The following is a 14,031-nucleotide window of genomic DNA, read 5'->3' on the forward strand; positions in this document are numbered from 1 at the left end:
ACCTCCTGATTTCGCTTCATGCCTGCGGCACGTTGACCGGCTCGCCATTCTTGGGCAGCCCGGAATCGAGCACTGTCCCGTCCGCCTTGCGCAGGTCGAGGAACAGGCCGCCATGCTCACCATTGCGCAACGGGCTCATCCTCAGGGTGACCCGGTCGCCGCTGCGCAGCGACGTGCGGCGCCAGCCCTGGCGGGTGAGATTGTTCGGGCTGTTGAGCTCTATGCTCCAGCTCTGCGTGCCGTTCCTGGTGGGGACCGCGATTTCAATGAAGGCGTGCGGATTGGTCCACTGGAATTCCACTACCGTTCCTTCCAGCGTCATGATCTGGCGCTGATCGAACATCGCAAAACTGTGATGCGAAAGGGCCGGAGCCGCAATCGCAAGCGTCGCCGCACCGGCCATGACCGCCAGGGCCGCCCGTGCCGATAGCGCAGGGAGCCATGTTCTACTCTTAATCATCTGCAACTCCTTCGATGTTGCTGGTGCCCCGTTCCTCCGCAGCTTCCACACCAAGGTCTGTGCCCGGCAGGTTAGCATTGTAGGCAAGGATGCAATTGGATTCGTTGATGTCGGTATAGTCCTGGCGGCCAAACCGCTTGGTCGAGCGCCACTCACCTTCCCACATGTTGGGATCGGTCATGATATATTCGACTTCCATCACCTTGCCGTCTTCCAGCAGGCGAATGCGCTCGGTTATCTCGAGATCGAAAGTGATCGGGATGCCGTAGTCGATCCAGTGGTTGTCCGGCTCCAGATAGCGCGTCTGCACTACCAGCGTATCGCCTTCGAAATGGCCGATGCTCTCACCATTATAGCCCGGGACGACCAGGTTCGGATCGCTGAAATCGCGTCCGTCCAGAAAGATCGTGCGGACGGAATTGTTGAAGCCCGAGATCATGTAGATCGCCGTGGGCAGCTGGATGAAGGCATGCGGCCACACGCGCGTCATGATCATCGGCATGCCCGGCGGGTAACACTGGCCAATCGAATCGCGATAGGTTTCGTTGCGCGCCTGCGCCAGCGGAGCCTCTATCAGCGCTTCGATCCCCTCCGGTCCGAACTTGGGATAGGGCGGGCCGAACAGGAAATGCGAAAACCCTTCCGACAGATCGATGAACCAGGTCCCGGTTACATTGAAGGGAGCCGGCGGTCGCTCCCGATTGAGATTTTCCGGTGCCAGCGCCCCCAGATAATCCGGGTGCTTGGGCACCATCTGCTGCAGGCGTTCTTCGCTCAGCGGAACATATTGCCGCACCACGTCTGGCTGCACCGGCGCATCCTGCGCCGCAGCCGCGCCTGCAATAAATGTGCACAGCGAAGCCGCCGCCACTGCAGCGCCGCTTGCCCGTCCCCAAATTTTCCCGTTCTTTCGCATCACGTTCCCAAAACCCCCGATAGCCATTTGACTAATGCAAATTGGATGAAGTCAGAATGAACCAATTGCAATACGCGACCCGCGACGTCTCCGCCACGGGTCGCGCCATGGTTATCAGAAATCGTACTGCAGGCTTATCCCTACTTCACGCGGCTTTCCACGAACCACGAACAGGGCCGAACGCTCAGGCGCTGCGGCCGGGATCTGGATGGACGTCGGCCCGCCGCGATCCCAGTAGCCGCCGCCAAAGCGGGTGGCGTATGTGGCATAGGTGTTGTCGAACAGATTGTTGGCAAACACGCTGACCGTCACCGGCACATTGTCCGGTTCATAGCGAATGCGCGCGTTGACCAGTTCGATGGCCGGCAGGCGATAGGCCGAATCCCCGGTTTCGGTGGGGTGCGTCGGCTGGTTGCTGGTGTAGGCATAGTTGACGTTGAGCGTCAGTTCGCCCGGGCCAACATCGGCCTGGTAAGTCGCCCCGACATTGAAGCTGATCTGCGGCGGTCCGGGGAACAGGTTGGGACCGCTGTTGGCCACTTCGTCCTTCAGATCGTATCCGGTATAGCCGAACGATCCGTCGAGCCAGAAATCGTCTGTCAGGAATGCCTGCGTATCGAGCTCGACACCGTAGATATCGACGTCGCCGGTATTGAGGATTTCGATGCGGAAGCCGGGCGGCTCGGGGCAGCCGACCTGTCCGGAGCATTGTGCCTGGCGCGCCGCCTGGCGGTTGGACCACATCATGTAGAACGCAGTCGGGTTGAACCGAAGGCGCCCGCCGAAAGCTTCCGCTCGCATACCGGTTTCGAAACTGATGACCTTTTCCGGATCGATCGGCAGGATGTAATCACCGCTCTGATCCTCGCCCCGCACATTGGGGAGCAGCGCCACGCCGCTGTAGGAACCGGCCTTGTATGCCTTGGACGCGGTTACGTACCACATCCAGTCATCGGTCAGGTGGTAATCCAGCGATCCGCGCCAGTCGACCTGATCCCAGCTGTAATCGCTGGTCGCCGTGGTCCGGTCCGTGCCCGGGAAGGGGACGAAACTGTCATTGGCGAATTCGGTCGTCATGTAGTCCTTGTAGTCATGCGCATAACGCAGTCCGCCGGTGAAGTTCAGGTCATCGGTGATATGCCAGGTTGCGCTGCCGAAAATGCCGATGGAATCGGATTTCTGCGTGGTTTCGTTATCGCTGCGGTCAAACAGACCGGCATCGGCATTGCCATTGGGACGCAGCTGATCCTTGAATGGACCGCCGCGCGGCACGTCACTGGTACCGCGGCGATTGAACACCACCAGATCGCTGAACGCCTTTTCATGGAAATAGCTGCCGCCCAGAACCAGATCGACTGCACCTGCAAACAGCTCCGCATTGAGCTGCAGTTCCTGATAGAACGTGTCAGAAGTAATGGCCGTGACCCGGCTTTCCGTGCCCAGATACTGCCAGTCCAGCTTGCTGACATTGTCGAGGCTGGAGAAGCCGCTGGTGCTGGTCAGGGTGACCGTATCAGACAGGTCATAACTCATGTTCAGGCTGGCTTGCCAGTATTTGGTATTGTCATACTGCTCGCAGGCCGAATCCCAGTCAGGATCGAAATCGTCGAGCAGGCAGAAGCCCGGCGCGGTGAAGTCATCGATCACGATGCGCGAATCGTTATAGGCCGCGATCGGGGCCTGTCCGTCCAGCTTCAGCGCATCATTCACCCAGTCGCCGTAATTGCCTTCCCAGAAGCCTTCGAGGCCGGGACGCATGTCGAATTCCTCGAACACATTGGGCGATCCGTTGCTTTTGGAATCGGAGTAGAGAAAGCCCAGATCGATGGTGAAATCGCTGCTGGGTTCGACGCGCAGATCGGCGCGACCCAGATAATCGGTCGTTTCACCCAGGCTCTGCGTGGCGCGCTGTACCCAGCCGCCCTGGTTCAGCCAGGCACCCTGCACGCGCAAGGCCGCCGTTTCGCCCAGCGGCACATTCAGCGCCCCTGTCAGATCGGCGCGATCCATATTGGCCAGCGTCGTGCGGACATAACCTTCGGTAACCCCCAGCTCGGGCCGCTTGGTGAAATAGCGAATGGCGCCGCCGGTGGAATTGCGGCCGAACAGCGTGCCCTGCGGTCCGCGCAGAACTTCGACCCGCTCGATATCCATGACGCGCAGGACCGAACCGTTGGTGCGCGGCACATAGATACCGTCAATATACAGGCCAACGCCGCGCTCGCCTGTGGCGCCGCCGCCACCGGAAATGCCGCGGATCGAGAACTGCGGGTTGGAATTGCCGCTTCCGCGACCGCCGGTGATGTTCAGGTTGGGAGTGAAGGTTGCAAGATCGGCGAGGTTTTCAATGCCCTTGGCCTCGATGTTCTCGCCCGTCATGGCGACAACCGAAAGCGGCGTGTCCTGCAGATTCGTCTCACGCCTTTCAGCGGTGACGATGATCGCAGACTGGGCGGCGATTGGCGTGTCATTCCTCTGGCTATTGTCCTGAGCGGCAAGTGGTGCCGACAAGGCGACCAGCGCACAGCTGGCGAAATAGGCGCTTTGACGCGCCATCCTGCTCTTGCAGTTCATCCCATAACTCCCTGTTTGTTCGACCATTTATACTCTGCAGGCCCTCCTCTTGACCTGCAGGTCCCCCGCGGCTGGCAGATGCTCGCGAATGGCCGGACTATATTTTGACTCTGACAAAAAGAAAGCCTTTTTGATAAAACCAAATAGATATTTTTGACTTTACCAAATTGACGGCCAGATCGCACGGCACATCGAACGCCGGATTGACCAGAGCACGCGGGGCCAGTTTTTGCTGTCCTACAGCCGATGCCCAAGCCCATCTGCGATCCGAATCATACACAATCGGAGCGCACAATGGCCCTTATCGAAACCCTCATCGGTCCCATCGCATCGATCATCGACAAGGTGATCCCGGACAAGGCCGCGCGCGACAAGGCCAAGCTGGAACTGCTCAAGCTGGAAGGCTCACAGGAACTTGACCAGATCGAGGCGCGCATGTCGGCCATCGTGGCAGAGGCCAGTTCCACCGATCCGTGGACCAGCCGCGCCCGCCCCAGCTTCCTGTATGTGATGTACACGCTGCTGCTGTTTGCCCTGCCGATGGGCATTTTGGCGGCATTCCATCCGGGCACCGCGCATGACATTGCGCGGGGGATGAATGATTATCTCAACGGCCTGCCGGAACCGCTCTATGCGCTCTTCGGCACCGGCTATCTGGGCTACACCGCCGCGCGCCAGTGGGGCAAGGTCAAGGGTGTGGAGCGGTAATCGCTTCAGGCGAAGGCGAGCCGGCATTCCCGGCAGGCAGCACATCATCTTTTGATGCCAGATAATGTTCGAGGCGCCCCTTCAGCACGTCGATATCCAGATCGCCCTGCCCGTCGCGCATGATCCAGTGCGGCAAGGGAGGAATCTGGCACGGTTCATACACGGCAAGCCCGTCTGAAAGCATGGCCGCGACATAGCTGAAGCTGCTCTTGGACATGACCAGCAAATCGGAATCGATCATCTGCTCCAGCGTCCAGAACGGATCGGCATCGAGGTGAAATTCCACGTCAGGACCGTCGAACTCGGCAAAGTCCTCCTGCTTGCCCTGCGAGAAAATGAGGATGCGGTGCGCGAGGCCGCGCTGTGACAATGCCTGCCTGACGCTCGCCAGCGTGCGGCTGAAACTTTCGCTATCGGTCCACATGTCCTGCCTGCCCGGGCCGACATCGCCCCGCCGCACGTGCATGGCGACCGTGAAGACTGCATTGCGAACCGCGGGCCGGGACTGGCGGAAGCGCGCCCTGAATTCAGGCACCATCGGTTGCAGCAGGTCCACGAACATGCCCTCGAACAGCTGGCGGAACTTGCCTTCGGGCAGTTCGGAAAACACGAAATAGTAGATCGGGCGGAAGTCCGGCAATGCAGGGCGAACAAATCGCACAAGGTCCTCTCCGCCCGGCTTCTTCAGGAAGGTCAGCAGGAACAGGTCGAAAGTCTCGCTTTCGCGCCCTGCCGCCGGAACCTCGCCCGTGCCAAGATTGAAGAACTCCTCCCAGTTTCGGTCCCATTCCTCCTGCCCGCGCTCTGCATGGTGCACGCCGGTGAAGGGGGTATGCCGGTATGGAATGCCGAACTTGCGGCAGTAGCTGATGGCATACATCGTCATCAGCGCGCGCGAACATCCGCCCTCGTCGCGGATGTAGTGGGAATTGGTCAGCACCGTAATCGGGCGGCGGCGAAGCAGGTGCGCGAAGTGGCGACGCCACAGGCTGCCGATCTTGCTGCGGCGCGTGGGACGGCCCGCCAGCCGCGAAAAGCCATCGGTGATCAGGCCCAGAATGAATGTGCCGCCCGATCTGACAATGAAGTCATGGTAATCCCGGTCCGTGGAGCCTTGACGCTTCATGTGTTCGGCAATGCATCCCTGTTACCAACGGCCCAGTTTTCAACGGTGCGATCACGACCGGTGTTGCGGGCACTCGGCAACAGTGCTGCCAGCCCCCGCCACCGCTGTTTACAACGCCAGCAACGAATGTCGCAGCACATATAGCCCGGCACAAGGTGCTTTATCGCGCTTTGCCAGATGGCCGGCATACGCTTATGTGACCCGCGAACGAACGGGAAATGAGAGAACATGTCGAACAAAGTCTTCATCCTCAACGGACCGAACCTGAACCTTCTTGGCCTGCGAGAGCCGGAGATCTACGGGTCCGACACGCTCGACGATATTGCCGGTCGGCTGGAGGACAAGGCCCAGGTGCTGGGGCTGGAAATCGATCTTCGCCAGTCCAACCATGAAGGCCATCTGTGTGACTGGCTGCATGAGGCGCAGGCAGAGGGTGCCAGGGCCGTGCTGCTCAATGCAGGGGCGCTCACCCACACCAGTCTGGCGCTGTATGATGCCATCCGCAGCATCAAGACTCCGGTGATCGAAGTGCATATCTCCAACCCGCATGCGCGCGAGGCCTATCGCCACAAGAGCTTCGTGGCGATGGCCGCAAAAGGCACGATCGCGGGCTTTGGCGCCTATGGCTATGAACTGGCTCTGGAGGCGGCGGCAAAACTGTAGCTGCCGTGATCGCATGACCTGCCCCCTCTTGCCATGATGTGTCGCACCATCTAGCGACATCAGCGAGAATTAACCCATCAAGAGGTTTGCATGGCCGAGAATAAAGGCTCCCCCGGACGCAATGGCGCAATGAAGATCGACTCCAAGCTGGTGCGTGAACTCGCCGATATGCTGGCGGAAACCGGACTTACAGAGATTGAAGTCGAAGATGGCGATCGCAAGATTCGCGTCTCTCGCGGCGCTGTGGCGGCACCTGTGGCGCCCGCACCTGTCGCGCATGCTTCTGCCGCGCCTGCTCCCGCAGCTCCGGCCGCAGAAGCTGCGCCGGAGGCAGCACCTGCTGTCGATCTGGCGAACGCCGTGCGCTCGCCGATGGTCGGCACCGCCTATATGTCGGGTGAACCCGGCGCTGACCCGTTCGTGAAGGTGGGTGACAGCGTGAAGGCGGGCGATACCCTGCTGATCGTGGAGGCGATGAAGGTCATGAACCCGATCACCGCCCCCAAGGAAGGCACGGTCCGGAAAATCATGATCGACAACGGCATGCCGGTCGAATTCGACCAGCCGCTGCTCGTGATTTCCTGAGGACCGGCATGGCTATTACCCGAATCCTGATTGCCAATCGCGGCGAAATTGCGCTGCGTATCCACCGTGCCGCACATGAAATGGGTATTGAGACGGTGGCGGTGCATTCCACCGCCGACGCCGATGCCATGCATGTGCGCCTGGCCGATCACGCTGTGTGCATTGGCCCGCCCTCTGCCACGGACAGCTACCTCAACACCGCCGCGATCATTTCCGCGGCCGAGATTTCCGGCGCGGATGCGATCCACCCCGGTTACGGCTTCATGTCCGAAAATGCGCAGTTCGCCGACATTGTCGAAGCGCATGGCATCACCTGGATCGGCCCCAAGCCCGAACATATCCGCACCATGGGTGACAAGGTGCAGGCCAAGAAGACCGCCGGCGCGCTGGGCCTGCCTCTGGTTCCTGGATCGGACGGCGCGGTTGAAGATTTTGACGAGATGCGGGCCGTTGCCGCCGAAATCGGCTATCCGGTGCTGGCCAAGGCCGCTGCTGGCGGTGGCGGGCGCGGAATGAAGGTGATCCCCAGCGAGGATCTGCTCGAATCGCTGGTCAACCAGGCCAAGTCCGAAGCCAAGGCAGCCTTTGGCGACGACACGATGTACCTGGAAAAATACCTCGGCAATCCGCGCCATATCGAATTTCAGGTGTTCGGCGATGGTCGCGGCAAGGCGATCCATCTGGGCGAACGTGACTGCTCGCTCCAGCGCCGCCACCAGAAAGTGCTCGAAGAAGCTCCCTCGCCCGTCATCACGCCCGAAGAGCGGGACCGGATGGGCGGCATCGTGGCGAAAGCCATGGCCGACATGCAATATCGCGGCGCGGGCACGATCGAATTCCTGTGGGAAGACGGCGAGTTCTACTTCATCGAAATGAACACCCGCCTGCAGGTGGAACATCCGGTGACCGAAGCGATCACCGGGGTCGATCTGGTGCGCGAACAGATCCGCATTGCCGATGGCAAGGAGCTGTCTGTCACGCAGGAGGAACTGCGCTTCTCCGGCCATGCGATCGAATGCCGCATCAATGCCGAAGACCCGTTCACCTTCGCCCCCAGCCCCGGCAAGGTCACCGCCTATCACGCGGCTGGCGGCATGCATGTGCGCGTGGATAGCGGCCTGTATGCCGGCTACACCATCCCGCCCTATTACGATTCCATGATCGGCAAGCTGATCGTCTATGGCCGCACGCGCGAAGGCTGCATCATGCGCCTGCGCCGCGCGATTGAGGAAATGGTGATCGAGGGCGTGAAGACATCGCTCCCGCTGCATGCCGAACTGCTCAGGCAGCCCGATATCCTGTCCGGCGATTATTCGATCAAATGGCTTGAGGACTATCTGGCGGCGCGTGAAGGCTGAGCCACCGGGAGGCACCGTCCGTGAGCGGGTGCTGGCACGCGATGACATCGAGAATCTGACCGGCCAGACACCCCGGCACCTGCTGGACTGCGATCTGGAAGAAGCGGACCTGTCGGGTCTGGATCTGGCAGGCTGGACATTCGAACGATGCAGCCTGCGACAGGCGAATCTGTCCGGCGCGCAGCTGGAAGCCACTGTCTGGCGATCCTGCCGCGGCCCCTTCGCCAGTTTCATCGGCAGCGATCTGAGCGAGGCGAGTTTCAGCTCCACCGATCTGAACAATACCATGTTCAAAGGTGCCAACTGCGATTCTGCGCGCTTCGTCCAATGCAAGCTGACCGGCGCCGATCTGACCGATGTAAGGGGCGCAGACATCGATTTGCAGGAAACCCTACTGATCAATGCCAAAATCCCGGGCTATTCCTTTCGCAAGGCTACCCTCAAGCGGATAGATTTTTCGCAGGCCGATCTGCGCAAGTGCGATTTTCGCATGGCGGTTTTTGACGAATGCAGCCTGCGCGAAGCCAATGTAGACGGCGCGCGGTTTCTCGGCGCTGATCTGAGGGGATGCGATCTTGGCGGGCTGCGGCTGGAAGATGCCAACCTGTTTCGCGGTGCGACCATATCGCGCGAACAGGCAGGCCAGTTGTTGAGCGAACTGGGCATCAACGTCCGCTGAAACGTCCGCTGATGGCGGTTTGAGCAGCTTCTCTCGCTCTAGTCTCCGCCCCGGGCCGCATATTCCAGCGCGAAGGTCGGATCGCATTCGTAAGGGTAGACATGCTCGCCTTCGCGCGCGGCCCAGCTGATGAAGCGCGCGCCGTCATTCTCAATCACCGCCGGATCGGAAAACCACTGCGTGGCCATCAGCCGCTTGCCATCATCTGACAGGCGATAGCGTTCGATCATGTGGATATCATCAGTATGGTCGAGGCCGTTGTTGGTGATGGTGGAGGCGGCAATATGCGTGGTGTCCACCACCAGCTCATCCCCGTCCCAGTAACCGGTGGAGAAACCCATCTTGGAATGGGGGAAATCATCGCCGGGATGATCGCGTCCATCCATGAAGATCAGCCGCGTCTGATCGAAATATTCATATTTGAAAACAATCAGTTCGTTGGTCTGGAACACTTCCCACGGGAATGGCCCCTGAATGGCGTAGACGATGCTGGGGGCCAGGCACACGCGGTCCAGCGTCATGTCGTTTTCCGGTCGCCAGTTCTCTGCATAGGCCAGCGCTTCGGGGGTCAGCACCAGTTCGCCAAATTCCCCGCGCGGAAATTCCAGCACGCCGGTGTCTTCCACCATGCCCACGCCAGCGGGCAGCTTGTCCAGCAGGTCCTGCGGGCGCTCTACCTCACCAAATTCAGGTGCCCAGAAGCCGGAGAAATCGGGATGATCCTGCGCCGCTGCCGGGGTGGCCAGCTGGACCGGAGCCAGCGCCAGTGCCAGCACCATAGCAATCCGGCGCATCAATCTTCGCCCACGCCAAACGCCTGACCCACAGCGCGGCCATCGGGCATGGTGGCGCTGCGCAGCCGCAGATAGGGCTTGCCGTCGCGCGATGGCCAGCCGTCTATGCGCACAATGTCTCCGGCATGCAGGCTGCTGCGCGTCCAGCCGCGCCGCTGCAGAACCACTGGCGCGTTGGTTTCCACGCGCCAGTGCTGCACCGTTCCATCCGCGGCGGTTACGTCCAGCGCGATGGTTCCATGCGGGTTGGTGAAACGGAAGGCGGTGACCCGCCCTTCGATCGCCACCGTCCGCGTCTCGTCAAAAAACACCGCGAAGGAATGATGCGCGGCAATCTTGCCCGGAATAGCCAGGCCAAGGATGACGGCGGCGAGTATGGAGGCGGTGCTGGCAAATCTGCTCATCGGATCAGTCCAGTGGAACACCCGGAACATGCTTGGCCGTGCGGATGGTGAGCGATGTCTTCACGCTGGCCACATTGGGCGCAGGCGTCAGCTTGCTGGTCAGGAATTCCTGGAAACTTTGCAGGTCCTTGCTGACGATCTTGAGGATGAAGTCGATCTCCCCATTCAGCATGTGACACTCGCGCACTTCGGGTAGAGTCTTGATGTGCTCTTCAAAGGCGCGCAGGTCTTCCTCGGCCTGGCTGCGCAGGGAAACCATGGCGAATACGGTGATCGCAAAGCCCAGCTTGGATGGGTCCAGATCGGCGTGATAGCCGCGGATTACGCCGTCTTCCTCCAGCGAGCGGACGCGGCGCAGGCACGGCGGCGCAGTCAATCCAACGCGGCGCGCCAGGTCCACATTGGTGACCCTGCCTTCCGCCTGAAGCTCAGCCAGCAATTTTCTGTCGATAGTGTCGAGTGTCGCCATTGCCCTGCCCCGCAGCAAATACACCCTCCGGGCCGTTGAGCGCGAAATGAAACGCACGCAAAACACCCCTTGGAGGAAACATTATTGTGTATGACGGCAATTGTCCCGCTTTGCAACGCACGAAGCAGCGTGAATGCCCTCTGGCGTTCCAGCGTCTAATGACATGATGCCCATAATTGCCCGTTTGCACCAGCAGGATTCGCGCCCACCCCATGCTATTTGACGATCGCCTTGCCACTGTCTTGCGCGCCGATGTCGGCAGCGAGCGGGCCGCGCGTACGCAATACAGGCAGTTGCTCGATCTTCTTGGCAGTTCGTCCGAACAGGAACAGGGCGAAATGTCCGCCGCCGCCTATGCCCGGCTGGCAACCTTGTCGCGCCTCATCCCGGCAGAGGAGCAATCGCAGATCCTGCGCGAACCGGGCCTGCGGCTGCGCAACCGGCAGCTGGTCGAATTCCTCGCCAATGGAGAGGCCAGGCTGGCTGCATCCGCGCTGGCCACCGCGCAATTGCGTGACGAGGACTGGCAGCAGCTGATCCCGCAATTGCCGGTGATGGCGCGCGGTTTCCTGCGGCACAGGCGAAACCTTCCCGCAGGAGCGCGCAAGGTGCTGCGGCAGCTGGGCGTGGGCGATCTGGTGTTGCCACAGCCAGACGGACCGGCGAACGCAGATGAGGCCGCCGTACAACCAGCCGCAACGCTCACCACCGCCGTTTCTGGCGAGCGTGATGCCGATGGCATTCGCGCTCTGCTGCGCCGGATAGAGGCCTTTCGCGAAGGCAAGAAGGTCGCCCCTTCCGCCCCTCGCCTGCCTCTGGGTGACAGCGAGGACGCGGAGGAAATTGCCAGTTTTGCGCTGTTCGAATTCACCAGCGATGCCGAAGGGCGGATCGACTGGGCCAGTTCCGAAATCGCCCCCTTGGTGATCGGCATGCGTCTGGCACGCAGGGGCCCCGGCGTCATCGCCGAAGTGGATGATCGGACGGCAAAGGCCTTGCGTGAGATGCAGCCCGTTCGTTCCGGCCATCTGCAGATCGACGGCACACCGGCCATTTCGGGCGAATGGCGGATCGATGCCCAGCCCATGTTCAGGCCCGGCAGCGGTCAGTTCGCTGGCTTCATGGGCCGCATCTACCGCCCGGTTTACGCCGATGAGCCGTCTGAAATTTCCACGCCAGACAGCCCCGGCGAACGCATGCGCCAGGTGCTGCATGAACTGCGCACGCCGGTAAACGCGATCCAGGGCTTTGCCGAGATTATCCAGCAGCAGCTGTTCGGCCCCGCCCCCAATGAATATCGCGCGCTGGCCGCCGCCGTCACGGTCGATGCCGCCAAATTGCTGGCCGCCTTTGACGAGGTGGACCGCCTGTCCAAGCTGGAAACCGCCACGCTGGAGTTGGAGAGCGGGGACGCAGACCTGCGCGATACGCTGACCGAAACCATACGACGGCTGGATGGCGCCCTGCGCGCACGCGGCGCCGGTTTTGATCTGGAGGTGACCGGCTCCCCCTTCACCACCGCGCTGGCCCGGGATGAACTGATGGCGATCAGCTGGCGCATTCTGGCAAGTTTTGCCGGGGCGCTTGCGCCATCGGAAAGGACGCAGGTTCGCCTTGCCAGCGATGGCGAAGACATAACTGTGAAGCTGCAACTGCCCTGTGCCATTGCCGCGCTGGAAGACCCGCTGGCCACGCGCATTCCGGAGAGCCGTCCGGTAATCTCGGCAGGCATGTTCGGCACCGGCTTTTCCTTGCGGCTGGCGCAGGCAGAAGTGATTGCCGCAGGCGGAACATTCGCTTTCACGGATGATATTCTTTGCGTGACGCTGCCGCTATTGACCGTTGAGGATGCAAAACCTAGCACGGAGCTGAGGGACGGAAATGCGGCATAGGGCCTGTGGCCTATTGCCTGCAAATGGGGAGCATTGCCGGTGCGGAGCTTAGTGGAGCCGCCTCCACCCAGCGCAAAAGCCAGATTTGCGCCAGAATTTGGCACGCGCTTTATCCTCACCGTCGATACTGAAGAGGAATTTGACTGGGACCGTCCGCTCAACCGCGACGATCACAGCACCGGCCACGTGCACCGGCTGGAGAAATTCCAGGAATTCTGCGAGAACCAGCAAATTGTGCCGATCTACCTGGTCGACTGGCCTATCGCCCAATCAAAACAGGCGGCAGAGATACTGAAGCCCGCGCTGGCCGCAGGGCGGGCCGAAATCGGCGTCCAGCTGCATCCGTGGGTCAACCCGCCATTCGATGAAGTGGTCAACCAGCACAATTCCTATGCCGGCAATCTGCCGCGCGATCTGGAAGCGACCAAGCTGGCGAACCTGCGCGCCGCGATCGAGAAGAACTTTGAAAGCGCGCCGCTGATCTACCGCGCCGGTCGCTATGGCCTTGGGCCCAACAGTGCGGAACTCCTGGCCGAGAACGGCATTGCGATCGACACGTCCGTGCGCCCGCTGTTCGATTACTCCAGCACCGGCGGTCCCAATTACTGGTCCTTCCCGCTGGAGCCTTACTGGCTGGATGATGAGCGGACGCTGCTGGAATTGCCGCTGACCACCACTTTCTGGGGCATGTTGCGGCGGCAGGGCAAATACATCTACCCGCGGCTGTGGCGGGTGCCGGCCCTGCGCGGCGTGCTGGCCAAGCTGGCCATGCTCGAACGCATTCCCCTCACCCCCGAAGGCGTGGGCGTGGACGAGGCCATTCGCGGCATGGACATGGCGCTGGACGACGGCCTGCCATTGCTGGTGTTTTCCTTCCATTCGCCATCGCTGCGGCCGGGCCACACGCCCTATGTCCGCAATGAGGATGACCTGGACCAGTTGTACGACTGGTGGCGCCGGGTGCTCGCCTATCTGGAGACGCGCGGAGCAAGGCCGACCACGGTAAAGGAAATCATGAGCAGCGTTGTGCGCGATTGATGCATTCTGATCGCTTGCCAGCAGGGCGCATGCAAGCTAGTGCCCGCGCCGCGGAAATGGCATGCCCATGTTCGGTGATGGGCCTGTAGCTCAGTTGGTTAGAGCTGGCCGCTCATAACGGCTAGGTCGCGGGTTCGAGTCCTGCCGGGCCCACCATTTTCGCGAAGAAGCTTGGAGTCGGGGAGTAGCGCAGCCCGGTAGCGCGCCTGCTTTGGGAGCAGGATGTCGCAGGTTCGAATCCTGTCTCCCCGACCAAGCTTCGCCAGATTGACCGCCATGGCCGATGGATCGCAGGTGACGCCGCACCACGCTCCACCTTGCCCCGGGGCCTGTTAATCCCTATCTGCCCGGGCAAATCCAATCAC

The 14,031-nt window shown here is 61.1% G+C and carries 14 protein-coding genes and 2 tRNA genes; 9 read left to right on the plus strand and 7 right to left on the minus strand.

Going from position 1 to position 14,031, the window contains the following annotated elements:
• Positions 1-16: 16 nt before the first annotated feature.
• The 3 genes from ABDZ98_RS12000 to ABDZ98_RS12010 all read right to left on the minus strand — a co-directional run bounded on the left by ABDZ98_RS12000 (position 17) and on the right by ABDZ98_RS12010 (position 3,950).
• Positions 17-538, minus strand: a complete 522-nt coding sequence (locus tag ABDZ98_RS12000) for a DUF6152 family protein (RefSeq protein ID WP_343808219.1) — start codon at positions 536-538, stop codon at positions 17-19.
• Positions 453-1,331: a hypothetical protein gene (locus tag ABDZ98_RS12005; RefSeq protein WP_343808222.1), complete on the minus strand. Its 879-nt coding sequence runs from the start codon at positions 1,329-1,331 to the stop codon at positions 453-455. The genes ABDZ98_RS12000 and ABDZ98_RS12005 overlap by 86 nt, the downstream gene beginning before the upstream one ends.
• 159 nt (positions 1,332-1,490) lie before the next feature.
• On the minus strand, positions 1,491-3,950 hold the full coding sequence (locus ABDZ98_RS12010; protein WP_343808224.1) for a TonB-dependent receptor: 2,460 nt from the start codon (positions 3,948-3,950) through the stop codon (positions 1,491-1,493).
• Positions 3,951-4,244: 294 nt separating this feature from the next.
• Here ABDZ98_RS12010 and ABDZ98_RS12015 point away from each other — a divergent pair, with 294 nt between their 5' ends.
• Positions 4,245-4,658: a holin family protein gene (locus tag ABDZ98_RS12015; protein WP_343808227.1), complete on the plus strand. Its 414-nt coding sequence runs from the start codon at positions 4,245-4,247 to the stop codon at positions 4,656-4,658.
• Here ABDZ98_RS12015 and ABDZ98_RS12020 read toward each other — a convergent pair.
• Complete coding sequence (locus ABDZ98_RS12020; RefSeq protein WP_343808229.1) at positions 4,639-5,784, minus strand: O-fucosyltransferase family protein; 1,146 nt, start codon at positions 5,782-5,784, stop codon at positions 4,639-4,641. The two genes, ABDZ98_RS12015 and ABDZ98_RS12020, sit on opposite strands and share 20 nt — an antisense overlap.
• Positions 5,785-6,012: 228 nt before the next feature.
• On the opposite strand from ABDZ98_RS12020, the gene aroQ reads away from it, so the two are divergent.
• The 4 genes from aroQ to ABDZ98_RS12040 all read left to right on the plus strand — a co-directional run bounded on the left by aroQ (position 6,013) and on the right by ABDZ98_RS12040 (position 9,069).
• A complete protein-coding gene (aroQ, locus tag ABDZ98_RS12025) occupies positions 6,013-6,447 on the plus strand; it encodes a type II 3-dehydroquinate dehydratase (protein WP_343808232.1) in 435 nt (144 codons plus the stop codon).
• A gap of 129 nt (positions 6,448-6,576) precedes the next feature.
• A complete protein-coding gene (gene accB / locus ABDZ98_RS12030) occupies positions 6,577-7,032 on the plus strand; it encodes an acetyl-CoA carboxylase biotin carboxyl carrier protein (protein ID WP_343808234.1) in 456 nt (151 codons plus the stop codon).
• Positions 7,033-7,040: 8 nt separating this feature from the next.
• On the plus strand, positions 7,041-8,390 hold the full coding sequence (gene accC / locus ABDZ98_RS12035; protein ID WP_343808237.1) for an acetyl-CoA carboxylase biotin carboxylase subunit: 1,350 nt from the start codon (positions 7,041-7,043) through the stop codon (positions 8,388-8,390).
• Positions 8,380-9,069, plus strand: a complete 690-nt coding sequence (locus tag ABDZ98_RS12040; protein WP_343808240.1) for a pentapeptide repeat-containing protein — start codon at positions 8,380-8,382, stop codon at positions 9,067-9,069. The genes accC and ABDZ98_RS12040 overlap by 11 nt, the downstream gene beginning before the upstream one ends.
• 38 nt (positions 9,070-9,107) lie before the next feature.
• Here ABDZ98_RS12040 and ABDZ98_RS12045 read toward each other — a convergent pair whose 3' ends face one another.
• The 3 genes from ABDZ98_RS12045 to ABDZ98_RS12055 are packed head-to-tail and all read right to left on the minus strand — an operon-like array spanning position 9,108 to position 10,736.
• Entirely contained in the window at positions 9,108-9,863 is a 756-nt protein-coding gene (locus ABDZ98_RS12045; RefSeq protein ID WP_343808243.1) for a hypothetical protein, read from the minus strand.
• Positions 9,863-10,267 (minus strand): DUF6152 family protein, encoded by a 405-nt coding sequence (locus ABDZ98_RS12050; protein ID WP_343808246.1) that lies wholly within the window; start codon positions 10,265-10,267, stop codon positions 9,863-9,865. The genes ABDZ98_RS12045 and ABDZ98_RS12050 overlap by 1 nt, the downstream gene beginning before the upstream one ends.
• Positions 10,268-10,271: 4 nt before the next feature.
• A complete protein-coding gene (locus tag ABDZ98_RS12055) occupies positions 10,272-10,736 on the minus strand; it encodes an Lrp/AsnC family transcriptional regulator (RefSeq protein WP_343808249.1) in 465 nt (154 codons plus the stop codon).
• 212 nt (positions 10,737-10,948) lie between these two features.
• Here ABDZ98_RS12055 and ABDZ98_RS12060 point away from each other — a divergent pair, with 212 nt between their 5' ends.
• The 4 genes from ABDZ98_RS12060 (at position 10,949) to ABDZ98_RS12075 (ending at position 13,921) form a co-directional block, all read left to right on the plus strand.
• Positions 10,949-12,628, plus strand: coding sequence for a sensor histidine kinase (locus ABDZ98_RS12060; protein ID WP_343808252.1), 1,680 nt, complete (start codon positions 10,949-10,951; stop codon positions 12,626-12,628).
• A gap of 33 nt (positions 12,629-12,661) precedes the next feature.
• A complete protein-coding gene (locus tag ABDZ98_RS12065) occupies positions 12,662-13,666 on the plus strand; it encodes a polysaccharide deacetylase family protein (RefSeq protein WP_425543042.1) in 1,005 nt (334 codons plus the stop codon).
• Positions 13,667-13,745: 79 nt separating this feature from the next.
• Positions 13,746-13,822, plus strand: a tRNA-Ile gene (locus ABDZ98_RS12070).
• Positions 13,823-13,844: 22 nt separating this feature from the next.
• Positions 13,845-13,921 (plus strand) — tRNA-Pro (locus ABDZ98_RS12075).
• Positions 13,922-14,031 lie beyond the last annotated feature (110 nt).

Origin of the sequence: Alteraurantiacibacter aestuarii (genome assembly GCF_039523595.1) — a bacterium.
In the GTDB taxonomy this organism is placed as follows: Bacteria; Pseudomonadota; Alphaproteobacteria; order Sphingomonadales; family Sphingomonadaceae; genus Alteraurantiacibacter; species Alteraurantiacibacter aestuarii.